General features: G+C 74.7%; 22 protein-coding genes. 7 read left to right on the top strand and 15 right to left on the bottom strand.

Annotation, left to right across the window (positions count from 1 at the left end):
* The first annotated feature begins 75 nt into the window (after window positions 1-75).
* The 3 genes from ACFVS0_RS08590 to ACFVS0_RS08580 are packed head-to-tail and all read left to right on the top strand — an operon-like array spanning window position 76 to window position 4,173.
* Complete coding sequence (locus ACFVS0_RS08590; RefSeq protein ID WP_430587715.1) at window positions 76-519, top strand: hypothetical protein; 444 nt, start codon at window positions 76-78, stop codon at window positions 517-519.
* A 52-nt stretch (window positions 520-571) separates the two neighbouring features.
* The gene (locus ACFVS0_RS08585) at window positions 572-2,236 is read left to right on the top strand and encodes a SulP family inorganic anion transporter (RefSeq protein ID WP_430587714.1); all 1,665 of its coding nucleotides are present in this window, start codon (window positions 572-574) and stop codon (window positions 2,234-2,236) included.
* A 44-nt stretch (window positions 2,237-2,280) separates the two neighbouring features.
* Entirely contained in the window at window positions 2,281-4,173 is a 1,893-nt protein-coding gene (locus ACFVS0_RS08580) for an alkyl/aryl-sulfatase (RefSeq protein WP_430587713.1), read from the top strand.
* On the opposite strand, the gene ACFVS0_RS08575 is transcribed toward ACFVS0_RS08580, so the two are convergent.
* The 5 genes from ACFVS0_RS08575 to ACFVS0_RS08555 all read right to left on the bottom strand — a co-directional run bounded on the left by ACFVS0_RS08575 (window position 4,163) and on the right by ACFVS0_RS08555 (window position 7,394).
* Window positions 4,163-4,786 (bottom strand): Pr6Pr family membrane protein, encoded by a 624-nt coding sequence (locus ACFVS0_RS08575; RefSeq protein WP_430587712.1) that lies wholly within the window; start codon window positions 4,784-4,786, stop codon window positions 4,163-4,165. The genes ACFVS0_RS08580 and ACFVS0_RS08575 overlap by 11 nt on opposite strands.
* Before the next feature lie 53 nt (window positions 4,787-4,839).
* A complete protein-coding gene (locus ACFVS0_RS08570; protein ID WP_430562206.1) occupies window positions 4,840-5,190 on the bottom strand; it encodes a hypothetical protein in 351 nt (116 codons plus the stop codon).
* A 13-nt stretch (window positions 5,191-5,203) separates the two neighbouring features.
* A complete protein-coding gene (locus ACFVS0_RS08565) occupies window positions 5,204-5,566 on the bottom strand; it encodes a YidH family protein (protein WP_429730731.1) in 363 nt (120 codons plus the stop codon).
* Window positions 5,567-5,631: 65 nt separating this feature from the next.
* The gene (locus ACFVS0_RS08560; protein ID WP_430587711.1) at window positions 5,632-6,558 is read right to left on the bottom strand and encodes a hypothetical protein; all 927 of its coding nucleotides are present in this window, start codon (window positions 6,556-6,558) and stop codon (window positions 5,632-5,634) included.
* Window positions 6,555-7,394: a hypothetical protein gene (locus ACFVS0_RS08555; protein ID WP_430587710.1), complete on the bottom strand. Its 840-nt coding sequence runs from the start codon at window positions 7,392-7,394 to the stop codon at window positions 6,555-6,557. Before ACFVS0_RS08555 ends, ACFVS0_RS08560 begins: the two co-directional genes overlap by 4 nt.
* A 156-nt stretch (window positions 7,395-7,550) precedes the next feature.
* On the opposite strand from ACFVS0_RS08555, the gene ACFVS0_RS08550 reads away from it, so the two are divergent.
* A complete protein-coding gene (locus ACFVS0_RS08550) occupies window positions 7,551-8,336 on the top strand; it encodes an isocitrate lyase/phosphoenolpyruvate mutase family protein (protein WP_430562203.1) in 786 nt (261 codons plus the stop codon).
* A gap of 45 nt (window positions 8,337-8,381) precedes the next feature.
* Here ACFVS0_RS08550 and ACFVS0_RS08545 read toward each other — a convergent pair whose 3' ends face one another.
* The gene (locus tag ACFVS0_RS08545) at window positions 8,382-9,422 is read right to left on the bottom strand and encodes a S66 peptidase family protein (RefSeq protein ID WP_430587709.1); all 1,041 of its coding nucleotides are present in this window, start codon (window positions 9,420-9,422) and stop codon (window positions 8,382-8,384) included.
* A 183-nt stretch (window positions 9,423-9,605) separates the two neighbouring features.
* Between ACFVS0_RS08545 and ACFVS0_RS08540 the strand changes: the two genes are divergently transcribed.
* Window positions 9,606-11,087, top strand: coding sequence for a DUF222 domain-containing protein (locus ACFVS0_RS08540; protein ID WP_430587708.1), 1,482 nt, complete (start codon window positions 9,606-9,608; stop codon window positions 11,085-11,087).
* A gap of 50 nt (window positions 11,088-11,137) precedes the next feature.
* Here the strand turns inward: ACFVS0_RS08540 and ACFVS0_RS08535 are convergent, their stop codons facing one another.
* From ACFVS0_RS08535 to ACFVS0_RS08525, 3 genes are read right to left on the bottom strand one after another with little or no spacing between them, the layout of a single operon-like run.
* Window positions 11,138-11,473: a MazG nucleotide pyrophosphohydrolase domain-containing protein gene (locus tag ACFVS0_RS08535; RefSeq protein ID WP_430587707.1), complete on the bottom strand. Its 336-nt coding sequence runs from the start codon at window positions 11,471-11,473 to the stop codon at window positions 11,138-11,140.
* Between the two features lie 27 nt (window positions 11,474-11,500).
* Window positions 11,501-12,136 (bottom strand): LuxR C-terminal-related transcriptional regulator, encoded by a 636-nt coding sequence (locus ACFVS0_RS08530; RefSeq protein WP_430587706.1) that lies wholly within the window; start codon window positions 12,134-12,136, stop codon window positions 11,501-11,503.
* Complete coding sequence (locus tag ACFVS0_RS08525) at window positions 12,133-13,341, bottom strand: sensor histidine kinase (RefSeq protein ID WP_430587705.1); 1,209 nt, start codon at window positions 13,339-13,341, stop codon at window positions 12,133-12,135. The genes ACFVS0_RS08530 and ACFVS0_RS08525 overlap by 4 nt, the downstream gene beginning before the upstream one ends.
* A 164-nt stretch (window positions 13,342-13,505) precedes the next feature.
* On the opposite strand from ACFVS0_RS08525, the gene ACFVS0_RS08520 reads away from it, so the two are divergent.
* Window positions 13,506-14,600, top strand: a complete 1,095-nt coding sequence (locus ACFVS0_RS08520; protein ID WP_430587704.1) for an ABC transporter permease — start codon at window positions 13,506-13,508, stop codon at window positions 14,598-14,600.
* Window positions 14,601-14,632: 32 nt separating this feature from the next.
* A complete protein-coding gene (locus ACFVS0_RS08515; RefSeq protein WP_430549265.1) occupies window positions 14,633-15,325 on the top strand; it encodes an ABC transporter ATP-binding protein in 693 nt (230 codons plus the stop codon).
* Here ACFVS0_RS08515 and ACFVS0_RS08510 read toward each other — a convergent pair.
* The 6 genes from ACFVS0_RS08510 to ACFVS0_RS08485 all read right to left on the bottom strand — a co-directional run bounded on the left by ACFVS0_RS08510 (window position 15,322) and on the right by ACFVS0_RS08485 (window position 21,674).
* Window positions 15,322-15,789 (bottom strand): DUF2255 family protein, encoded by a 468-nt coding sequence (locus tag ACFVS0_RS08510; protein ID WP_430562197.1) that lies wholly within the window; start codon window positions 15,787-15,789, stop codon window positions 15,322-15,324. The genes ACFVS0_RS08515 and ACFVS0_RS08510 overlap by 4 nt on opposite strands.
* A 55-nt stretch (window positions 15,790-15,844) precedes the next feature.
* Window positions 15,845-17,113, bottom strand: a complete 1,269-nt coding sequence (locus ACFVS0_RS08505; protein WP_430587703.1) for an arginine deiminase — start codon at window positions 17,111-17,113, stop codon at window positions 15,845-15,847.
* A gap of 49 nt (window positions 17,114-17,162) precedes the next feature.
* Window positions 17,163-18,611 carry a basic amino acid/polyamine antiporter gene (locus tag ACFVS0_RS08500; RefSeq protein ID WP_430562196.1) on the bottom strand — a complete coding sequence of 483 codons (1,449 nt, stop codon included), beginning with the start codon at window positions 18,609-18,611 and terminating at the stop codon, window positions 17,163-17,165.
* Between the two features lie 25 nt (window positions 18,612-18,636).
* A complete protein-coding gene (locus ACFVS0_RS08495) occupies window positions 18,637-20,211 on the bottom strand; it encodes a proton-conducting transporter membrane subunit (protein WP_430587702.1) in 1,575 nt (524 codons plus the stop codon).
* A 13-nt stretch (window positions 20,212-20,224) separates the two neighbouring features.
* Window positions 20,225-21,064 (bottom strand): SDR family oxidoreductase, encoded by an 840-nt coding sequence (locus tag ACFVS0_RS08490; protein ID WP_430587701.1) that lies wholly within the window; start codon window positions 21,062-21,064, stop codon window positions 20,225-20,227.
* 70 nt (window positions 21,065-21,134) lie between these two features.
* Window positions 21,135-21,674, bottom strand: a complete 540-nt coding sequence (locus tag ACFVS0_RS08485; RefSeq protein ID WP_430587700.1) for a hypothetical protein — start codon at window positions 21,672-21,674, stop codon at window positions 21,135-21,137.
* Window positions 21,675-21,755 lie beyond the last annotated feature (81 nt).

Below are 21,755 nucleotides of genomic sequence, written 5' to 3'. Positions count from 1 at the left end.
CCGTGCGCTCGCGAGCGCGGCCGAGGACGACGAAGGTCGAGGTGAGGGCGTCGGAGCGCGACGAGGGAGTCGACCATGAGCCGGACGAAGGCACGACACGATCACGCGGTGCTGGGTACGGCGGCGCTGGGCGCGACGGCGCTGCTGCTCGCGGGGTGCGGCGAGTCCAGCACCGACGCCATGGGCGACGACACGACGCAGACGTGCGAGGACCTCTCCGCCTACACGGACGCGCTGCGGAACCTCGCGGGCACGCTGGGCCCGGACTCCTCCGTCGAGGAGGTGCAGGCCGCGCGCGACCAGGCCGCGGAGGCGCAGCGCACGCTGCACGAGAGCCTCGCCGAGGTGTCGGACGACCGCACGGACGACGTCGAGCAGTCCTGGGACGCCCTCGTGACCGCGTTCGGCCAGGTCGACGACGACGCCACCCTCGCGGAGGCCGCCGACTCGCTCAGGGACGAGGCCCAGGGCGTCGTCGACGCGACGGCGTCGGTGCGGGAGGACCTGGACTGCGGCTGAGCAGCCGCGCGGCCGGGTCGCGGTGCCCCGGGCCGTGGGGCACTGTGCTGGGGTGCGAGTGTCGAGGCCCACCCCGCGTGACGTCGTCTCCGGCTTCGTGACCGGCCTGTTCTCCATCCCGGAGGGCATGGCGTACGCGACCGTGGGAGGGTTCTCCGCGCCGATGGGCCTCTGGTCGGGCGCCGTGCCGACGATCGTCGGCTCGTTCTTCTCCCGCACGGTGCTCATGGTCACGACGCTCACCAGCGCCATCGCCCTGTCGGCGAAGAGCGTGCTCACGGACGCCGGGCTGGACCCGTCGGACCTGGGCTCGGTCGCCGCGCTCACGCTGGTGGTCGGCCTGTGGATGGCGCTGCTGGGCGTGCTGAAGCTCGGCTCGGTGATGTCGTTCGTCTCGACGGCGGTCATGACGGGCTTCACCGCCGGCATCGCGGTGCAGATCGTGGCCGGCGTGGTGAAGGACGCGACCGGGTACGAGCCGCAGTCGCACAACACGGTGGGCAAGCTCGTCGAGGCCGTCGCGCACGTCGGCGACTGGGACGGCCCGACGGTCGCCGTCGCCGCCGCGACCGTCGCCGCGTGGGCGGCGCTGAGCCTGGTGCCGCGGTTGCGCAAGACGGCGACCCTGCTGGCGCTCGTCGTCGTCACCGTCGTCGTCGCGCTGCTGGGCACCGACGTCGAGCTCGTCTCCGACATCGCCGCCATCCCCCGGTCCCTGCCGCCGCTCACGCTGCCCGACGTCGGCGCGCTGCCGGACCTCGTGTCCGGCGGCCTCGCCATCGCGCTCGTCGCACTCGCGCAGGCGGCGGGCATCGGCGCGGCCGTGCCGAACCCGGACGGGTCACGTACCGACGTCTCGAAGGACTTCACGGCACAGGGCCTCGCGAACGTGGCGGGCGGCTTCTTCGGCGCGCTGCCGACCGGCGGGTCGCTGTCCCGCACGGGCGTCGCGACCAGCGGCGGCGGGCAGACCCGCTGGGCGGGCATCTTCTCCGGCGTCTGGCTGATCGTCATCGTGCTGGCCGTGGGGCCGCTGGCCGGGACGATCCCGATGGCCGTCATCGGCGGCCTGCTGCTCGTCATCGGCGGCGAGCTGGTCGTGGGCCGGTGGGCCGACATCGTGCTGGTCTTCCGCACGTCGTGGCTGTCCGCCGCGGCGCTGGTCGTGACGTTCGCGGCCACCACGCAGCTGCCGCTGCAGCAGGCCATCTTCCTCGGCGCCGGCCTGTCGATCGTGCTGTTCGCGGTGCAGGCGGCCAAGCGCGGGCGCCTGGTGCGCCTCGTGCCGACCGACGACGGCGACTTCCGCGTCGAGGACGCCCCCGCCGTCCTGCCCAGCGGCCGCACCACCGTGCTGCACTACGTGGGCACCGGGTTCTTCGCCGAGGTGAACCGGCTCGAGGAGGAGTGGCCGCACACCGCCGGCACGCACGACGCCGCCCTGGTGATCTCGCTGCGCGGGTCGGCGGGCATCCCGTCCACCACGTTCCTCAAGTCCCTCGACCGGCTGCTGGACCGCTGGCACGAGCACGGCGTCGAGGTGGTCGTCTGCGGCGTGCCCGAGGACCTGCGGCGGCGTTTCGAGACGGGCGGCGTGAGCGAGCGCCTGCGCGACTCCGTCGTCCCCAGCAGCGACACGCTGCTCGGCTCCGTGCGCGAGGCGTACGACCTGGCGGAGCGCCGACGCACCCGCCGGGCGGCGTCCGCCGGCGGCTGATCCCTCGCCGCGCGCTGCCGCAGGAGCGGTGCCATCGTGGCGCCATGCCTACCGCACCGAAGCCGGCCACGCCCACGATCACCGCACAGCAGCGTGCCCTGCTGGACAGTCTTCCGTTCTCCGACCGGCAGGACTTCGAGGACGCGACGCGCGGCCTGGTCGCCCGGCGGACGCCCAACGCGATCACCGCCGCGGACGGTCGCGTGGTGTGGGACAACGACACCTACTCCTTCCTCACCGGCGACGCGCCGGACACCGTGAACCCGAGCCTGTGGCGGCAGTCGCAGCTCGTGGCGGAGCAGGGGCTCTTCGCGGTGGCCGAGGGCATCTACCAGGTGCGCGGCTTCGACCTCTCCAACGTCACGTTCATCGAGGGCGAGACGGGCGTCATCGTGCTCGACCCGCTCATCGCCACCGAGACCGCCGCCGCCGCGCTCGCCCTGTACCGCGAGCACCGGGGCGACCGCCCCGTCACCGGCGTCATCTACACGCACTGCCACGTGGACCACTTCGGCGGCGTCAAGGGCGTCACCACGCAGGAGGACGTCGACGCCGGGCGCGTCCCCGTCGTCGCGCCCGCGGAGTTCACGGAGCACGCGGTGGCCGAGAACGTCTACGCCGGCACGGCGATGGCCAGGCGCGCCGGCTACATGTACGGGGCGGCGCTCGCCCGCGGGCCGCAGGGTCAGGTGGGGGCGGGGCTCGGGCAGACGACGTCGACCGGCTCGGTCTCGCTCATCACCCCGACCCTCGACATCACGTACACCGGTCAGGAGGAGACGGTCGACGGCGTGCGCATGGTGTTCCAGATGGCACCCGGCACCGAGGCACCGGCCGAGTTCCTCGTGTACTTCCCGGACCACCGCGCCCTGTGCGCGGCCGAGGACGCCACCCACACGCTGCACAACCTGCTGACCCTGCGGGGAGCCGTCGTCCGCGACCCGCACGCCTGGGCCAACTACCTCACCGAGACGATCGACCTGTTCGGTGCGGACCTCGACGTCGTGTTCGCCTCGCACCACTGGCCCACCTGGGGGCGGGACCGCGCCGTCGAGTACCTGGCGCTCCAGCGCGACCTGTACGCCTACCTGCACGACCAGACGCTGCGCCTGCTCAACCAGGGGTTCACGGGCGCGGAGATCGCGGAGCAGCTGGAGCTGCCGCCGGTGCTGGAGAACGCCTGGCACGCCCGGGGGTACTACGGGTCCGTGAGCCACAACGTCAAGGCGATCTACCAGCGCTACATGGGCTGGTACGACGGCAACCCCGCCCACCTGTGGCAGCACCCGCCGGTGGAGCAGGGCAAGCGGTACGTGGAGTTCATGGGCGGCGCGGACGCCGTCGTGGAGAAGGCTCGCGCGTCGTTCGACGCCGGGGACTTCCGCTGGGTCGCCGAGGTGCTGACCCACGTCGTGTTCGCCCAGCCCGACCACGCCGGGGCGAAGGAGCTCCTCGCCGACACGTTCGAGCAGCTCGGCTACGGCGCCGAGAACGGGACCTGGCGCTCGGTCTACCTGTCGGGCGCGACCGAGCTGCGCGACGGCAGCTTCGGTACCCCGACGGCGACCGCCGCGCCGGACATCATCTCCGCGCTCACGCCGGCCATGCTGTTCGACGCCATCGCCATCCAGGTGGACGGGCCGCGCGCCTGGGACGAGCGGCTCACCATCGACGTCGTGCTCACCGACTCCGGCGAGCGCTACCGGCTGTGGCTCCGCAACGGCGTGCTCACGTACAGCGCCGCGACGCAGGCCGGTGACGCCGACCTGACGCTCACCACGACGACGCGCGCGCTGCCCGCGCTCGCCCTCGGCGGCGTGACGCCCGACGGGCTCGCGGACGCCGGCATCCAGGTCGACGGCGACGCGGCCGTCCTGGGCCGGCTCACCGCCGTCCTCGACCCCGGCGACCCGGACTTCGCCATCGTCACGCCCTGACGCCGCCGAGGAGGGGGCGGGCCGGGAGCACCCGGTCGACTGCGACGATGAGCAGCCCCAGCAGGTAGAACGCGCCGCCGTAGAGCACCAGGTTGAGCCCCAGCCCGCCCCACCCGAGGGCGTTCAGGTCGATGAACCCGTACGGGTACTCGCTGCCCGGGCTGAGCTGTCCCCGCAGCAGGATCGCGCCGAAGTAGAGCACCGGGAAGAGCATCCACAGGCCCGCGTCGCGCAGGCGGGCGCGGCGGTGCGGGTCGAGCAGCAGGAAGTCGAGCACGACGGCGAGCGGCAGCGCCCGGTGCTCGACCTGCCCGTCCGTGAGCCCCAGGAACACGGCGGGGGCGTCCGGGGCCTCCGGCTCGAGGACCAGCCACGCGACCAGCCCGGTGATGGCGGCGGCGAGGGTCACCAGCCCCTTCGCCCAGACGGGCGGCGGCTCCCGGCGTCGCAGCGTCGTGACCGCCGCCCAGCCGAACACCGCCACCGCCAGGAAGCTGGTGAGGTTGGTGAAGTAGACGAAGCCCTCGACGTCGCCGTCGCGCCAGATGGCGCGCGTGCCGACGAGACCGAGCGCGACGACGAGGAGCCGGAACAGGCCCACGAGCACGAACATGGGCACAGTGAACCGCATCCGTCGGCATGCGGCCGTCACTCCCGTCGGCGCCGTCAGAACAGGACGACGGCCACCAGCCCGGCCAGCCCGAGCAGCGCCGTGCCCGCGCACATCAGCACGATCCGCCGGCCGTGCCGGAGGCGCGGCTCCGCGGTGTCGAGGTGCCGGTGCGTGTGCCCGGCGTGCCGCTTGGCGAACCACCACAGCGGAGGGGTGAGCACCAGCGCGACCGCCGCGGTGAGGAGGAACGACGTCGCGCCGTCCACCCCGGGCAGCGTCTGCCACGCCACCGCGCACGCCGCCGTGAACGACAGCAGCGTGCGGCGCCAGGCCAGCGCGGTGCGCTCGGCCTGGAGGCCGCGGTCGCGCTCGGGCCCGACGAGGGGCGGGGGACGGTCCGTCATGTCGGCGTGGCCCTCAGTGCAGCAGCAGGGCGAGCAACACGAGGATGCCCACGACGGTGATGGTCACGACCAGCACGAACCCCGTGATCGCCCCCGGCAGCGGCCCGTGCTCGCGCATGGCGCGCTCCGAGCGGGCCCACTCGACCGCTGCCGCGACCGGGACGACGGCACCCGCCACCAGGAGCACGATCGCGGACGTGAGGCGCAGGTGCGGCTCCATGGGCAGGTCCAGCGCCTCGAGCGCCGTGCCGCCCGCGATGAGCCCCAGGGCCGTGCGGAGCCACGCGAGGATGGTGCGCTCGTTGGCCAGCGAGAACCGCGGGTCGGGCTCCGTGCCCCTCTCGTAGACCCAGCGCGGGAAACGCTCGCGGCTCACGTCGACGTGCCTCCTTCGTCTCTGCGGGTGCTGCCGACATCCTCCCGCAGCAGGCGCGGGAGCGCTCAGGGCGGGTCGTTGACGAACCGGAGCTTCACGCGGACGTCGTCGAGCGGCACGACCAGCGTCGACCCGTGCGGCGACCATCTCTCGGGGACGAGGAAGAGGGAGCCCCCGCCCTCGACCAGCAGCCGCAGGCCGCGGTAGCGGTACCGGTACGCGCCGTCCCCGGCCGCGAGGTCCTCCTCCACCACGGCCGGGTCGCCCACCTCCAGCTGCTGCGGGGTGTCGACGACGACGGCGGGCAGGCCGCCCAGGTCGCGGGCGAGCGCCTTGGCCTGACCCCGTCCCGTCCACTCCGCCACCGTGCCGGTGGCCCAGAAGAGCGAGGCGACCACCGTGAGCACCAGCAGCAGGACGGCGGTGCGCGCGGGGTCGGTGCCCGGCGTCGGCCCCTGCGTCCCGTCGGCGCCGGCGGCGTGCGCTGCCGTGGCCCGCCGCCGGTGGGACCACGTGAGGCCGTACGCGAGGCCCGCCGACCCGACGCCGATCACCAGCGGGGTCACCAACGGGTACGGGGCCCAGGCCTCTAGCGCCGGGTAGGCCACGATCAGCGCCACGCCGACCGCCAGCACGACGGCGCCGCCGACCGTCGACGCGAGCGTCCACCGGTGCACCACCGGCTCCGGTGCCCCCGTGAGCCGCCGCCGCAGCGCCGCGTCCGCGAGCACCAGCGCCGCCCCCACGAGCAGCACCGCGAGCATCGGCACCAGGAGCGGCTGCGGGCTGCGCATGACGAACTCCTGCGTGCTGTAGCCGAGCAGGTCGACGTCCACGCCGAAGTACAGGTACTGCGCGCGCGTCGTGACGTAGCCGAAGTAGAACAGGATCGCCGTGACGAACGTCGCCGGGGCGACCACCGTGCCCAGCACCGACCAGACGCGCGTCAGGACGCTCGGCTCGTGCGCGGCCGGTGACGGCTGCTGGGTCACGGCAGCCCCTGTTCCTCGGTGGGCTCGTCGGTGGGCTGGTCCGTGGGCTCGTCGGTGGGCTCGTCGTCGGGCTCGTCGGCAGGTCCCGGCGTGACCTCGTCCTCAGGCGTCTCGGTCGCCTCGTTCTCCGGCGCCTCGCTCGACTCCCCGGTCTCCGTCTCGCCCGGTTCGTCCGTCGCCGCGTCGGAGGACTCGACGGTCGCCGGGTCGCAGTCGTACCCGACGTCACCGGGCGGATGGCACATCGACCAGACGCTCCCGACCTCCAGGTCCTGTCGGAGCTGGTCGCACTCTTCCTGGGTGCTGCAGGTGGCGGTCGCGTCGAACGAGACGTCGACCAGCTCGGTCCCCGGATCGGGCGGCAGCACGGCGACCCCGCACGAGAGGTTGCCGGGCTCGAGCGTCACGCCGGCGCACGGCTCCCCGCACTCCGCACCGGCCAGCGCGGCGCCCGCGGTCCGCACCGTCACCTGCACGATCTCCACGGTCACACCGGCGGGCAACCCGTCCGTCTGGATCGAGGCGAGCCCGCACCACGCGTCGCCGACGAGCACGAAGTCCTGGCCACCCATGAGGAGGCCGGGGAGGTCGGCCTGGGCCTTGCCGCCCGCCTGCGGCAGCGGTTCCTCGAGGTCCTCCCCCGCGTCGGCGCCGACGGTGTCGTCGTCGCCCTCGTCGCTGCCGCTGTCGCCCTCGTCGCCGGGCACCGTCGCCTCGGACGTCGTCCCGCCCGTCGCCGTGCCGCCGCCGTCGTCGACCGACGGCTCCCCGCCGTCCCCGCACGCTGCCGTCGCCAGGACCAGCAGGGCCGTCAGCGCACCCAGTCCTCGTCTCATCTCGCCCTCCCGGGAGCACCGGGCCGCGTCGTCGCGGTCAGAGGGCTCCGCGCGGTGCCGCGCGTCGTCCTACCCGTGGAGAGCGCGCGCGATCCCGCACTGATACCCGCCCCTCGACCGCACCCCGTGTCGGCGCCCGTCGGTAGCGTGCCCGGCATGCGCGCCGACTTCCTCGCCCTGCACCGCCCCGGCGACCCGCTGCTGCTGCCGAACGCGTGGGACGCCGGGTCGGCGCGGGTCCTCGCCGCCCTCGGCTTCGCCGCCGTCGCGACGACGAGCAGCGGGTTCGCCGCGACGCTCGGCCGGCCCGACGGCGCCGTCACCCGGGACGAGGCCCTCGCGCACGCCGCCGCGCTCGCGGCCGCCGTCGACGTCCCCGTGAGCGCGGACCTGGAGAACGGGTTCGCCGACTCCCCCGCCGACGTCGCCCGCACGGTCGCGGAGGCCCGTGACGCCGGCCTTGCCGGGGGCTCCGTCGAGGACGCGACCGGGCGCGACGACGAGCCCCTCTACGACCGCGCCCTCGCCGTCGAGCGCGTGGCCGCCGCGGCCGAGGCGGCCGGCGACCTGGTGCTCACGGCCCGCTGCGAGAACCACCTGTACGGCCGGGACGACCTCGCCGACACGATCGCGCGGCTGCAGGCCTACCAGGAGGCGGGCGCCCACGTGCTGTACGCCCCCGGGCTGCGCGACGCCGCCGCGATCGCGACCGTCTGCCGCGAGGTCGACCGGCCCGTCAACGCCCTGCTCGTCGCGGGCGGGCCCACGCCCCAGGAGCTGGCCGACGCCGGGGTCGCGCGGATCTCCGTCGGCGGCACGTTCGCCTGGAACGCCCTGTCCGCGCTGGTCGACGCCGCCCGCGAGCTCCAGGCCGGCGGGGTCGGGTTCCTCGACCGCACCGGCCCGGCGCGCGACGTGATGCCGCAGGCGTTCCGGGGCTGACCGCCCGCGGCCTCCAGGCCGCGACCGCCAGGAGGCGGCGAGCGGTCAGGGCACGAGGCGCTGGGTGATCGCCGACTCCTCGGGCCCGTGCTGGACGCGGGCGAGCGCCCCGTTCACCAGCGCGAGGTACGGCGGCACGTGCCCGCACTCGACGTCCGCGAGGAGCGGGATCCCCAGGTCCCCCAGCGCGTCCCGGACCGCGTCGTGCTGGGTGAAGCCGTCCCCGTCGGGCGCGTGCGTGCGGCTCACCAGCACCGCGTTCGCCGCGTCGAACCAGCCCGCGTGGCGCATCGCCCACAGGGCCCGGCCGACCGCGAACGCGTCCCACTCCAGGATGTCGAGGTAGACGACCAGGCCCTCCGGCGCGTGCTCCGCGGCGAACCGGGCCACGTCGCCGTAGGGCGTGCCCGCGAGGAGCGAGACCGTCTCCAGGCAGCCGCCGATCACCCGCCCCTGGACATCGACCGGCGCGGCCGGGTCCTCGCCGTCGAGCCGCAGCCAGGAGCCGGCGGCGTCGAGCGTCCACGTCGACACCTCGGGCTCGTTCTCGTAGTCGTCCCAGCCGGACGAGCGGTACCGCCGCGGCGAGCGCTGCACCAGCTCCTCCCCCTCCTGCGCCGCCGAGGCGACCTCCCACCAGCCGAGCAGGCCGGCGGGCACGTCGTACGGCGTGTCCATGAGGTTCTGGCCGTGCAGCGTGGCGACGCCGGTGCGCAGCGTGAGGGGCAGCTGGACCGTCGAGACGTCGGAGTACCCCACCAGCCACGTCGGGTCCGCGGCGAGCGCGTCCCAGTCGAGTCGTCCCAGCAGGTCCGTCGCCAGCTCCCCGCCCCACGGCGGCACGACGGCGCGCACGGCCGGGTCCGTGAGCATCGTCGTGAGTTCCGCCGCGCGCACGTCCGCCGGGGCGCTGACGATCCCCTCGCCCGTGGGCGTCCGGCCGAGACGGACGTCGTAGCCCTTCGCGCGCACGACGTCGGCGGCGTGCAGCAGTCGCCGGTGGAGCGGGGTCGCGACACCCGCCGACGGCGCGGTGACGCCGATCGTGTCGCCGGGGCGCAGGGGGCGGGGGTAGCGGATCGTCATGGCCGGACTCTGCCCGAGCGCCGGACACCGGGGCAACGGGATTCGCGGGCCTCGACGGTTTTCCACAGGTGCGTATCGGGCCTGGTGCGGGGTCGGGTTCCTCGCTAGGCTCGAACACATGTTCGAGTCATGGCACGAACACAGGCTCTGACTCTCGCTCGACGTCGAGGAGGTGACGCGGGGATGTCTGCCGCAGTGCTCGAGCAAGCGCTCGACGACCTGCCGGTCGTCACCACGCCGTGGGACGACGTGCTCTCCCCGGTCGGCCCGACGACGGTCCACGACGTCTCGGTCGCCCTGGACGACCTGGCGCGGATCCAGGCGCGACTCGACGCCCTGGAGGGCAAGAAGCTCCTGGCCGTCGAGCGAGCGCGCCGGGCCGCCGCGCGGTGCGAGCCCGACCTGCTGGCGGGCGAGCAGCTGCGGGTGCTGCGTGCGGGTACGGCGCGTCAGCACGAGCTGGCCCGCCGCGCGTTCGTGGCGGACGTCGCGACCACGCTGCGGGTCGGCGAGCGGCAGGCGGACCACCTCGTCGAGACCGCACGGACCCTGACCTCGTCCGGTTCCGCCACGCTCGCCGAGCTGTGCCGCGGCCGGATCGGCGCCCGCCACGCGACGGCGATGGCCGACGTCCTCGCCGACCTCCCCGACGCCCAGGCTCGAGCCGCCGTCCAGGCCGAGGCGCTCCCGCGGGCGGCGACGGCGACGCCGGCCCAGTTCCATGCCTTCCTGCGCCGTGCCCGGGACCGTGCGCACCCTGAGCCGTTCGAGCGACGGCACCAGAGGGCGTCCGCGAAGCGCGCCGTGTTCGTCGACCCCGCGGCCGACGGCATGGCCTGGCTCAGCGCCTACCTCCCCGCCACGACCGCCCACGCGGCCCACGACCGCCTGACCACCGCAGCACGCACCGCCCGAGAGTCCGGAGACGATCGCACCGTGGGCCAGCTCCGCGCCGACGCGTATGCCGCTCTCCTGCTGGCCGGAACCGAGGCCTCGCCCGGTCCCCACCCCGACACGGTGACGCGCTCCGGTGCGCAGGTGTCCGGCACCGGTGCGGCGCGGCCCGGAGAAGGGCTGGCGGCAGAGCTGGTCGCAGGTCTCGTACCGGACCTTGCCGACCATGCCCGCAGAATCACGCCGCGGGTACGGGTCACTGTGCCGGTGCTGACGTTGCTCGGCCGCTCGGGCGAGCCGGCCGAGCTGACGGGTCACGGCGCGATCGACCCGGGGGTCGCGGCGTTCCTCACAGCCCAGGCGCCCTCGTTGCGCCGCCTGCTCGTCGACCCGGTGTCGGGCACGCTGCTGTCCGCCGACCCTGGCACGTACGCCGTCCCTGCGGCACTGCGCACCTACCTCGAGGCGCGCGACGGCACCTGCCGCTTCCCGGGCTGCACCCGCCCGGCCGCCCGCTGCGACGTCGACCACACGGTCGCGTGGGCCGACGGCGGGCGCACCACGGTCGACAATCTCGCCCACCTGTGCCGGCGCCACCACGTGCTCAAGCACGAGACGCAGTGGCAGGCACGGCAAGAGGCCGACGGCACGCTCGTCTGGACGTCACCGACGGGACGCATGTCCCGCGACCCGGTCGCCGATCCTGTCGATCTCACCGGGCGCGAGCTCATCCCACCGGAGCCCGTGGACCTGACGGACCCGCCGTTCTGACGTGCTCGGCGCGCACCCTCAACCGCGCGCCCCATCAACCCTGCGCACCCTCAACCCTCGGGGAGAAGCGTGTCCGTGCTCCGGTGTCCCGGCCAGGATCGTGTGGTGTTCAGCCGCATCTTTGCGGCCGCGGCGACCGTCAGGTCGACGCCGGTGGTGTTCGCGAGGGCGCACAGGTTCCAGATCACGTCGAACATCTCCAGCCCGAGGGCAGCCTTCGCATCCTCGACCTCGGCTGCCCCCGCGGACTGCAGGGCGCGCACGGCATCGGCGACCTCCCCGACCTCGGACACGAGGTGCAGCATCCGGGCCGCCGGATCGCTCTGGTCCCAGCCGTGGGTGGTGCTGAGCTGCCGGGCGTTCTCGCAGATCTCGTCGAGCGTCATGGCACTGGACGCTAGACCCGGCCACGCTCAGAGCATCCCGCGCTCGCGGGCGACGGCGGCGGCCTCGGTGCGCGACTGGGTGCCGAGCTTGGTGTTGATGTGCGCCAGGTGGGACTTCACGGTGGCGACGGAGACGAAGAGCTCGCGCGCGATGGCGTCGTTCGACCGGCCGGCGGCGACGAGGCGCAGCACCTCGAGCTCGCGGGCGCTGAGGGTCGCTCCCGGCGAGCGCATGCGGCCGAGGAGCCGACGCTGCACGTCGGCGCCGAGGGTGACCTCGCCGGCGGCGGCGGAGCGGATGGCGCGGGCCAGCTCCTCGGTGGGCGCGTCCTTGAGGAGGTAGCCCGTCGCCCCGGCTTCGATGGCGGCGAGGATGTCGGCGTCGGTGCCGTAGGTGGTGACGACGAGCACGGGCGTCGCGTGCCGGTGCACCACGGTGCCGGTCGCCTCCGCACCGCCGAGCCTCGACCGCCCCGGGCCGGCGTCGCCGAACCGCAGGTCGAGCAGGACGACGTCGGCCCGGCCGCCGGCGTCGAGCCAGGCGAGGAGGTCCTCGGCGGTGCCGGTCTCGTGCACGACGCGCATGTCCGGCTGCCCGTCGACCACGGCCCGCAGCCCGGCCCGCACCACGGGGTGGTCGTCGGCGAGCACGACGTCGATCATGGCTCCTCCACCTCCACGGGCAGCGTGACCGCCAGGGCGGTACCCGCGCCGGGCGACGACTCGAGCGCGACGCTGCCACCCAGCTCCTGGGCCCGCGACCGGACGGACGGCAGCCCGAAGCCGCGACCGGTGGCCCCCGCGGCGCGCGCGACGGCCTCCGGGTCGAACCCGCGCCCGTCGTCGACGACGTCGAGGGTGACGGTGTCCCGCTCGTAGGTGAGCGTGAGCCGGGCGCGGCCGGCCTCGGCGTGCTGCACCACGTTGGCGAGGGCGGACTGGGCGATGCGCAGCAGCGCCGTCTCGACGGGCACGGGCAGGGGCCGCACGTCGCCGGCGGTGTGCACGGAGACGTCCAGGGGCTGCCGCGCCGCCACGCCGCGCAGCGCGGCGACGAGGGTGGTGCGGTCCAGGTCGCGCGGCGTGAGGTCCTGCACGACGCGGCGCGCCTCGGCGAGGCTGTCGCGGGCGGCGCCGCGTGCCTGGCCGACGAGGTCGCGGGCCCTGTCGTCGTCGGTGCCGACCGCGTCGTCGGCGGCGCGCAGCAGCAGCTCGATCGCGGACAGGGACTGGGCCAGGGTGTCGTGGATGTCGCGCGCCAGGCGGGCCCGCTCGTCCGTGACGGCCCGCTCCCGCTCGGCCTGCGCGAGGTGCTGGCGCACCTGGGTCAGCTCGTCGACGGTCCGCTGCCGCGTCTGCGACTCGCGGACGAACGCCTCGATCCCGAGCACGACCCCGACGGCGACCGCCGCACCGAGCACGGGGCCCAGCACGAACCCGGTCCACGGGTCGTCGGCGTCGGCCTGCACCAGCAGCCCCTCCGCGACGGCGAGCACCGTCGTGGCGGCCACCGCGACGACGCCGCGGTGCGGCCCGAGCACGTGCATCTCCAGGATCATCAGCGGGAACGCGAGCCAGAGGGCCGCGGGCGAGAGCCACAGCAGCACCACCCACGGGACCACGAGGGCGGCGATCCACGCGGTGTCGGGCCACCAGACGCCGCGCGGGGTGTCGACGGAACGGTCGTGCACCCGCACCGCCCGGCGCCCCGCGACGTAGACCGCGACGAGCACGGCCGCGACGGCGGCCGACGCCCACGTCCGCCCCGGCGGGGCCTGCAGCACGGCGACCACGGCGAGCGCCGCGAGCAGGACGTCGAGCCCCAGGATGAGGGCGCGCGTCGCCGACGGCTGGGGGCGGTGGATCACCCCGTCCACGGTAGCCGCGCCGCGGCGCGGCGCATCGTCCAAAAGGTGGAACGGCCCGGCCACCCTTCGGCGCCGCAGGATCCCCCCGGCTCCCGATGATCGCGGGCCGTCCGGCGCGGAGGCTGGAGGCATCCCCGTCCCCGTCGACCCGTGGAGGTCTTCCCGTGTTCGTCGCCCTGCGCGATCTCCAGCATGCCCGCGGCCGCTTCGTCCTCATGTCCGTGGTGATCGTGCTGATCACGTTCCTCGTCACGTTCCTCGCGTCCCTGACGGCGGGCCTGGCCCGCGAGTCGACGTCGGCGGTCACCGACCTGCCCGCCGACCACCTCGCGTTCTCCATGCCCGCCGCCGGCGACTCCCCCGAGTTCACGGCGTCGCGCGTGACGAGCGACCAGTGGGAGGGCTGGGCGCAGGTGCCGGGCGTGGAGTCCGCCGAGCCGCTGGGGCTGGCCACGACGCGCGCCGGCTCGGACAGCACGACGGCGTCGGTCACCGCGCTGGGCGTGGCCGACGGCTCCCACCTGGTGCCGGGCACGGGCGACGTCGAGCCGGGCACGGTCGTGCTCACGCCGGGCGCGGCCGACGCCCTGGGCGCGCGGACCGGCGACACGGTCACCCTGGGCGGCGCCGACCTCACGGTCGCGACGACCGTCGACGCCGACGAGTCCTTCTCGCACACCCCGGTCGTGTGGACCACGCTCGACGACTGGCAGGCGGTCGGCGCACGCGGGGCCGGCGGCGACGACGTCGCGACGGTCGTGGCGCTCAGCGCCTCCGACGACGGCCCGACGGACGCCGCCCTGGCCGACGCGGACGCCTCGCTCGGCACGACGACGGTCACGACGTCGGACGCGCGCTCGGCGGTGACGTCGTTCGCCGGGGAGAACACGTCGCTCACGACGATGCAGGCGTTCCTGCTGGCCATCTCCGCGCTGGTGGTGGGCGCGTTCTTCACCGTGTGGACCATCGGCCGGTCCGGGGACGTCGCGGTGCTCAAGGCGCTCGGCGCCTCCACCCGCTACCTGCTGCGCGACGCGCTCGGGCAGGCCGCCGTGCTGCTGGTCGGCGGCGTGGCGGTGGGCACGGGGCTCACGGTCGCGGGCGCCTCGTTGCTGCCCGACGTCGTCCCGGTGGTCGTGACGGCCGGGACGACGCTCGTGCCCGCCGCCGCCCTGGTGCTGCTCGGCCTGGCGGGAGCCGCCGTCTCGATCGCGCGCATCACCCGCATCGACCCGCACGCCGCGCTCGCGGCGCGCTGACCCGCTGACACCCCGACGACCCGGAGGACCTCATGGACCTGCACCTCGACCACGTCACCCTCGTCTACCCCGACGGCGACGGCACGCTCACCGCCGTGGACGACGTCGACCTCGCCGTCCCGGCCGGCACGACGACGGCCCTGCTCGGCCCGTCCGGGGCGGGCAAGTCCAGCCTGCTGGCCGTGGCCGCCGGGCTGACCAACCCGACCCGCGGCACGGTCCGGTTCGGCGAGGACGTCGTGTTCACGCCCACGACGACGGTGGCCGACGCGACCCGCGCGCGCCTGGACCGCATCGGCATGGTGTTCCAGTCGCCGCAGCTGCTGGGCTCGCTCACCGCGCTGGAGCAGCTGGAGCTGCACGCGCACCTGCGGGGCCGCCGCCCCTCGAGCGTGCGGGCGCGGGCCCTGGAGCTGCTCGACGCCGTCGGCGTGGCCGACCACGCGGGCAAGCGGCCCGCGCAGCTGTCGGGCGGGCAGCGGCAGCGCGTCGCGATCGCGCGCGCCCTGGTCGGGCGTCCCGAGGTGCTGCTGGTCGACGAGCCGACGTCGGCGCTCGACCACGAGCGCGGCACCCGCGTGGTCGAGCTGATCACGGGCCTGGCCCGCGAGACCGGCGCGGCCACGCTGCTGGTGTCGCACGACGCGTCCACCCTGGCCTCCGTCGACGCCACGGCCCGGATGCTCGACGCGCGGCTCGAGCCGGCCGAGGTCGGCGCCGTCTAGCAGCTCGGGCAGGGCTCCTGCGCACGCCGCGGGCGCAGGGCGAGGCGCGCGGCGGCCGCGGCCCCCGCGACCCGCTCGCCCCAGGTCGCCCGCCGGAGCCGCACGCGGAACGTGCTCGCGGCGGCGGCGTCGGAGGTGACCGCGCCGACCTTCTCCGGCGCGCACCGGCCGTACTTCGCCAGGTACGCGTCGTCGAGCAGCGCGTGCAGCTCGGGCGCCACCTCGGCGAGCACCACCGGCTGGCGGGTGCCGTCGACCTGGAGGTGCGCCCGCCCGCCGCCGGCACGCCGCGCGGCGTCGGGCGCGGAGCGCACGTACAGGTCGTGGCCCAGCTGCACCACCCAGCCGCGCCAGGGCCGGCCGGGTTCGCGGGCGACGTCCACCTGCACGGCGGTCGCGGCCTCGAGGGCCTCGAGGACGTCCAGCTCGTGGAGGAAGGCGGCGGCGCGCGTCAGGAGGGTCACGACGGGTCGAACAGTGACCTGGGCCACGGGTATTCCGGCGGGCGCCCGCCGGAGGTCACCAGTCCAGCGGGTCCCGCGAGATCGGGCAGGTCATGCAGTGCCCGCCGCCGCGCCCGCGGCCGAGCTCCGCGCCGACGATGGTGATGACCTCGACGCCGGCGCGGCGCAGCGCCGCGTTGGTCAGCGTGTTGCGGTCGTAGGTGAAGACGACGCCGGGCTCGAGGGCGACGGCGTTGTTGCCGGAGTCCCACTGCTGGCGCTCGGAGGCGTACGCGTCGCCCGCCGTCTCCACGACGCGCAGCTTCGGCAGCCCGAGCGACTGGGCGACGACGTCGACGAACGGGGTGTCGCCCTCGTCCGTGACCTCCACGCCGGGCGACGCGTCCGACGGCCGGAGCGTGAAGGCGTGGATGCCGTCGACGATCGTGGGGTGCACGGTGACGAGGTCGCGGTCGGCGAACGTGAACACGGTGTCCAGGTGCATCGCGGCGCGCAGCCGCGGCATCCCCGCGACGACGACCTGCTCCACGTCGCCGCCCTCGAACAGCGCCTTGGCGAACTGGGTGATGCCCTGGCGCGACGTCCGCTCGCTCATGCCCACGAGCACCGTGCCGTTCCCGACGGGCATGACGTCGCCGCCCTCGATCGTGGCCTGCGCCCAGTCCTGCTCCGGGTCGCCCCACCACACCCGCGAGCCGACGTACTCGGGGTGGAAGGAGTAGATCGCCTTCATCAGCAGCGTCTCGTCCTTGCGCGCCGGCCAGTACAGCGGGTTGAGCGTGAGGCCGCCGTAGATCCAGCAGGTCGTGTCGCGCGTGTACAGGGTGTTGGGCAGCGGCGGCAGCAGGTACTCGGGGGTGCCGGTGGACTCGCGGGCCAGGTTCACGTAGTCGCTGCGGAAGTCCTCGGGCAGGTCGTGCGTCGAGAGCCCGCCGATGAGGAAGCGCGACAGCTCCCGGTCGGTCAGGGACTCGAGGTATCCCCGCGTGCCCTCCACCAGGCCGAGCCCCACCTGGTTCGGCACCACCTTGCGGTCCAGCAGCCAGGACCGCGCCTGCGGGATCGCCATCGTCTGCGCCAGCAGGTCGTGCAGCTCGACCACCTCGACACCCCGGTTGGTGAGCTTGTTGACGAAGTCCAGGTGGTCGCGCTGCGCGGACTCCACCCACATGACGTCGTCGAACAGCAGGTCGTCGGAGTTCGTGGGGGTGAGCCGCTCGTGGGCGAGCCCGGGCGAGCAGACCAGCACCTTGCGCAACCGGCCGACCTCCGAGTGGACGCCGTGGGCCGGGGCGGCGGGCTGCGCGGACGGTGCGGTGGTCATGGGGAGAACCTTTCGGTCGGACGACGGACGGTGCGGTCGGTGGTGACGGTCAGATCGAGATCCAGCCGGCGGCGAGGCCGATCACCGCGAGGACGGCGATCGCGACCACGACGACGAACAGCGCCAGCTCGGCGGGGTTGAAGACCCGGCGCCCCTGCTCGCGCCGCGTCATGACGAACAGGACGGTCGCGGGCGCGTAGAAGAGGAACGAGACCAGCACGAGGCTCAGGCCGGCCGCGAAGACGAGGAAGGCCGTGTAGACCGTCGCCAGGACCGTGACGACCAGGTCCCCGCGCAGCGTGGACGGCGGCGCGCCGTCGTAGGTCTCCCGCGTGGCGCGCAGCTTCACCGCGTAGAGCGCGGCGAGCAGGAACGGGATGAGCGTCATGACGGCGGTCATGTCGAGCGCGAAGTCGAACGCGTCCTCGGAGAAGTACGTGAGGACCAGCACGACCTGCGACAGGGACGTGCTCAGCAGCAGCGCGTTGACGGGCACGTCGCGGTCGGTCGACCGGGTGAGGAAGCGCGGCATGTCGCGGTCCTTGGCGGCGACGAACAGCACCTCCGCCGCCATGAGCGTCCATGCGAGGTACGCCCCCAGCACCGAGATGATGAGGCCGACGCCGACGAAGACGCTGCCCCACTCGCCGACGGCCGCCTCGAGCACCCCCGCCATCGACGGCTGTCGCAGCTCGGCGATCTCGCTCATCGGCATGATGCCGTAGGACACGATCGTCACCGACGCGAAGATGGCGAACACGCTGACGAAGCCGAGGATGGTGGCACGGCCGACGTCCTCGCGGCGCTTCGCGTGCCGGGAGTAGACGCTCGCGCCCTCGACGCCGAGGAACACGAAGACCGTGACCAGCATCGTGCCGCGCACCTGGTCGAACAGGGAGCCCGCGTAGTCGGCGCCGCCCCAGTTCTCCGCGAACGCGCTGGGGTCGAAGACGAACAGCGCCAGCAGGACGAAGACGATGATGGGGATGATCTTGGCGACGGTGACGATCCGGTTGATCGCCGTCGCCTCCTTGATCCCCCGCCGCACCAGCAGGAAGAACAGCCACAGGCCGACGGTGGACAGCGCGAGCGCGAGCACCGTGTCGCCGGCGCCGAGGGCGGGGATCCACTGCCCCAGCGTCGACATGATGAGCACCCAGTAGGTGACGTTCCCGACGCACGCGCTGGCCCAGTAGCCGGCGGCTGCGAAGAAGCCCGTGTACTCGCCGAAGCCCGCCTTCGCGTACGCGTAGACGCCGGCGTCGAGGTCGGGCTTGCGCATCGCGAGCCGCTGGAACACGAACGCGAGCATCAGCATGCCCGCGCCCGCGACGACCCACGCGATGAGGGCGCCCATGACGCCCGTCTCCTGGGCGAACCGGCGCGGCAGCGAGAACACCCCGGCGCCGACCATGGACCCGACGACCATCGCGGTGAGGGTCAGCAGCGACACCTTCGCCGTCGTGCCGGTCCCCGACGTCGTCTCCTGGTGCGCCATCTGTCGTGTCCTCCTGAGGTCGGACCTACCGGGTGCTGCGGCCGATCGTTCCACCGTCGCGCCTGGTCCGCGCGTCGGCCGTGCGATCCACCTTGCGTGCGACGGCGTCCAGGAGGTCGCCGGCGGGGATGCGCAGGGTGCCGGTCCAGGAGGGCAGGACGCCGGCCCTGGCCGCGCCGAGGACGAGCCCTGCGACGGCCAGCCCGAGCAGGACCGGCCAGACCGCGCCCCAGGCCGTCACGGCGTCGAGCCCGGGCACCTTCTCCGGCGGCAGCCAGAGCCACGCCAGCACCCAGGTGCCGACCGTGCCGCCGACGGCGAGCACGACCCACGACCACAGCCCGCCGTCGGGCGCGGCCGGGCCGGGGTGGCCCGACGCCCGCAGCAGCACGAGGGCGCGAAGGAGCAGCAGCGTCGACACGGTCGCGACGAACGGGAGCACCGCGGTGACGTCGACGAGGAACGGCGCCTCCCCCACGGCCCGCTTGGCGGCGTACTTGGCCACGGCGCCGCTGCCCAGGGGCGCGCCGGTGATCGCGAGGGCGAGCACGAACGCGCCGCCCAGCACCACGGCTCGGGCGCGGCCGGCGCCGTAGCGTTCCCAGACCTCCACCGCCATGATCAGCCCGCCCTTCGCCATGCCGTGGTGCACTGCGTAGACGACGGCGGTGAGCACGCACGCCTCGGCCAGGTCGGGGGCCCCGAGGGCCACCCCGACGACCATGGCGAGGAACCCCATCTGGCCCACGGTGCTGTAGGCGAGGGAGACCTCGGGGTCGTCGGTGAGGACGCCCGGCACGAGCACGCCGAACGCTCCGACGAGCGCCGCGACCACCAGCAGGGTGCCCCAGCCGGGCATCGCCTCGTGCCCCAGCGGCAGGAAGCGGAGCCAGCCCACCAGGCCGACCTTCACTACGGTGCCGCTCAGCACGGCCCCGACCGGCACGGACGCGGCCGCCTCGTCGATCGGCAGCCACCCGTGCAGCGGGAAGGTGGCGGCCTTGATGCCGAACCCGAGCAGGAGGAGACCCACGACCACCCCGCCCGTGGGGGCGGCGGCGACGGCCGCAGGGGCGTCGGCCAGGTGCAGCCCGCCGGCCGCGACCACGAGCACGACGGCGGCCGCGAGGACGGCGTCGCTGGCCACCGCCAGGACGAGGTAGAGCCGGCCCGCGCGCCGCGCCGTCGCCGTGCGGGGGTGCAGGATCAGCCGGTGCGCGGCGACCGTCGTCACCACGCACCCGGCGAGGAACGTCACCGCGTCGGCGGCGACGAGCACCGTCGCGGTGCCGACGAACGCGACGAGCAGCAGCCCGCTGCGCGACGCCGTCCGCGCGTCCGCGGACCGCGCCGTGAGGGCGAGCGCCGCGGCGTACAGCACCCCGACGAACAGGAGCAGCGGCCTCCCGACGACGTCCAGCTGGAGGGCCGCGCCGCGGACGGGGCCGAGCAGGTCCACCACCACGACCGGGACGAGGGCGAGCGGCGCCGCCCGGACCAGGCGGTCCGGCCCGAGGTCGGGTCCGTGCGACGACCGCACGAGGAGCACGACGGCCGTCACCGCCGGCACCGCGAGCGCGACGAGCAGCAGCCAGGTCATGGCGCCAGGGTGGTCAGGCGCCCGGCAGCGTGAGCGCCCCCGAGCGGACGGCCGCGACGACGCCGCCGTCGACGAGGAGGTCCGTGCCGGTGACGAAGGACGAGTCGGGCCCGAGCAGGAAGGCGACGGCCGCGGCGATGTCGTCGGGGCGCCCGAGGCGGCCGGTGCCGGACGCCTCGACCATCGCGCGCATCCCCGCCCCGGACTCGCCCTGGAGCTCCTGCTCCCCCATCGGGGTGACGATCACGCCGGGGCTCACGGAGTTCACGCGGGCGCCGCGCCGCCCCCAGGCGAGGCTGGCCGTCTGCACGCGCAGCTGGTTGGCGCGCTTCGCGATGCCGTAGGCCGCGCCCGGGTCGGCGACCGCGTCCCCGCGGAGGAACGGGAGGTCGAGCAGCGCGTCGGTGGGGGTGCTCGCGAGCGCCGCCTCCAGCTCGGCGGGGAGGCGGCCGACCGCCATCGACCCCGCCATGGACGCGATGACCACGCCGGCGCCGCCGTGCGCGACCACGGCGCCGAACTCGTCGAGGCTGTGCGCGACGCCCAGCAGGTCGACGGCCAGGATGGGGCCCACCGCCGCCTGCGTCGGCGAGAGCCCCGCGGTGTGCACGACGGACGTCACGGGCCCGAGCGACGCGGCCTCCGCGGCGAGCTCCGCCACCGACTCGCGCTCGGACACGTCGACGACGCGCGCCCGCACGTCGTGGGTGCCGCCGAGCGCGTCGGCCACGCGGGTCACCGCCTCGTCGGAGAAGTCGGCGAGCAGCAGCGTCCGGCCCGGCGGCGTGCGGCGCGCGATCTCCTCCCCCATCCCGCCGACCCCGACGACGACCGTCACCTCGCTGCTCGCCATGCGCCGCTCCCTCGCTCGCCCTCGTCGGCACGGTCCCCGTGCCGTCGTCCGCCATCCTCCCCCGGTGGGGTCAGCCGTGCGCGAGCACCTCGAGGGCCACGACCGCCATCCCGAGCACCACCTCGGCCAGCAGCAGGAGCCACTTCTGCCAGGTGGGGATCGCCGCGCGCCGCACGGCCACGTACCCGACGAGGCCGAGGCTCGCGACCAGCGCGACGGTCGAGGCGGTGAGCGCGCCCGCCGTCGTCCACGTCCCGCGCCCGGCCAGCCACAGGAACACGAGCGGCAGCACGACGACGCCGCCGGCGCTGGAGACCACGCCCACCATGTGGCGGCTCTCGGCGCGCGTCGGGAGGTGGTTGTGCACCACGACGTGCGACACGAGGTCGGCGAGGAAGACGGCGAGGAGCGTGCCGCCGACGGTGATGACCAGGGTGGTCGCCGCCCGTCCGGGCGTGAGGCCCTCGACGTGCCCCCGGAGCGCCAGCACCACCGCCAGCGCCGCGAAGGTGACGTACACGCGTTCCTTGAGGCGGTCGGCCCGCTGGTCCGGCGTGAGCTGGTCGCGACGGCGCCTGCGGCGCTCGCGACGGTCGGTCGCTCGGCTCATGCGTGCACGGTAGGCCCCGTGGTCGGATGTTGACACGCGGGCGGGGTCCGGGCATCCTCGTGAAACGACTCAATTTGAAGC

The organism is Isoptericola sp. NPDC058082, from assembly GCF_042885055.1.
Classification (GTDB): domain Bacteria; phylum Actinomycetota; class Actinomycetes; order Actinomycetales; family Cellulomonadaceae; genus Isoptericola.
Note: the sequence above shows the minus strand (reverse complement) of the source record. Positions and strands in the feature narration are given on the sequence as shown.

Excerpts from the sequence above, each read along its gene's own strand:
- ACFVS0_RS08535 (WP_430587707.1), bottom strand. The coding sequence starts at position 11,473 with ATGACGCTCGACGAGATCTGCGAGAACGCCCGGCAGCTCAGCACCACC.
- ACFVS0_RS08490 (WP_430587701.1), bottom strand. The coding sequence starts at position 21,064 with ATGGCGAGCAGCGAGGTGACGGTCGTCGTCGGGGTCGGCGGGATGGGG.
- ACFVS0_RS08505 (WP_430587703.1), bottom strand. The coding sequence starts at position 17,113 with ATGACCACCGCACCGTCCGCGCAGCCCGCCGCCCCGGCCCACGGCGTC.
- ACFVS0_RS08530 (WP_430587706.1), bottom strand. The coding sequence starts at position 12,136 with ATGATCGACGTCGTGCTCGCCGACGACCACCCCGTGGTGCGGGCCGGG.
- ACFVS0_RS08495 (WP_430587702.1), bottom strand. The coding sequence starts at position 20,211 with ATGACCTGGCTGCTGCTCGTCGCGCTCGCGGTGCCGGCGGTGACGGCC.
- ACFVS0_RS08580 (WP_430587713.1), top strand. The coding sequence starts at position 2,281 with ATGCCTACCGCACCGAAGCCGGCCACGCCCACGATCACCGCACAGCAG.
- ACFVS0_RS08515 (WP_430549265.1), top strand. The coding sequence starts at position 14,633 with ATGGACCTGCACCTCGACCACGTCACCCTCGTCTACCCCGACGGCGAC.
- ACFVS0_RS08575 (WP_430587712.1), bottom strand. The coding sequence starts at position 4,786 with ATGTTCGTGCTCGTGGGCCTGTTCCGGCTCCTCGTCGTCGCGCTCGGT.
- ACFVS0_RS08550 (WP_430562203.1), top strand. The coding sequence starts at position 7,551 with ATGCGCGCCGACTTCCTCGCCCTGCACCGCCCCGGCGACCCGCTGCTG.
- ACFVS0_RS08590 (WP_430587715.1), top strand. The coding sequence starts at position 76 with ATGAGCCGGACGAAGGCACGACACGATCACGCGGTGCTGGGTACGGCG.
- ACFVS0_RS08570 (WP_430562206.1), bottom strand. The coding sequence starts at position 5,190 with ATGACGGACCGTCCCCCGCCCCTCGTCGGGCCCGAGCGCGACCGCGGC.
- ACFVS0_RS08500 (WP_430562196.1), bottom strand. The coding sequence starts at position 18,611 with ATGGCGCACCAGGAGACGACGTCGGGGACCGGCACGACGGCGAAGGTG.
- ACFVS0_RS08545 (WP_430587709.1), bottom strand. The coding sequence starts at position 9,422 with ATGACGATCCGCTACCCCCGCCCCCTGCGCCCCGGCGACACGATCGGC.
- ACFVS0_RS08540 (WP_430587708.1), top strand. The coding sequence starts at position 9,606 with ATGTCTGCCGCAGTGCTCGAGCAAGCGCTCGACGACCTGCCGGTCGTC.
- ACFVS0_RS08555 (WP_430587710.1), bottom strand. The coding sequence starts at position 7,394 with ATGAGACGAGGACTGGGTGCGCTGACGGCCCTGCTGGTCCTGGCGACG.
- ACFVS0_RS08485 (WP_430587700.1), bottom strand. The coding sequence starts at position 21,674 with ATGAGCCGAGCGACCGACCGTCGCGAGCGCCGCAGGCGCCGTCGCGAC.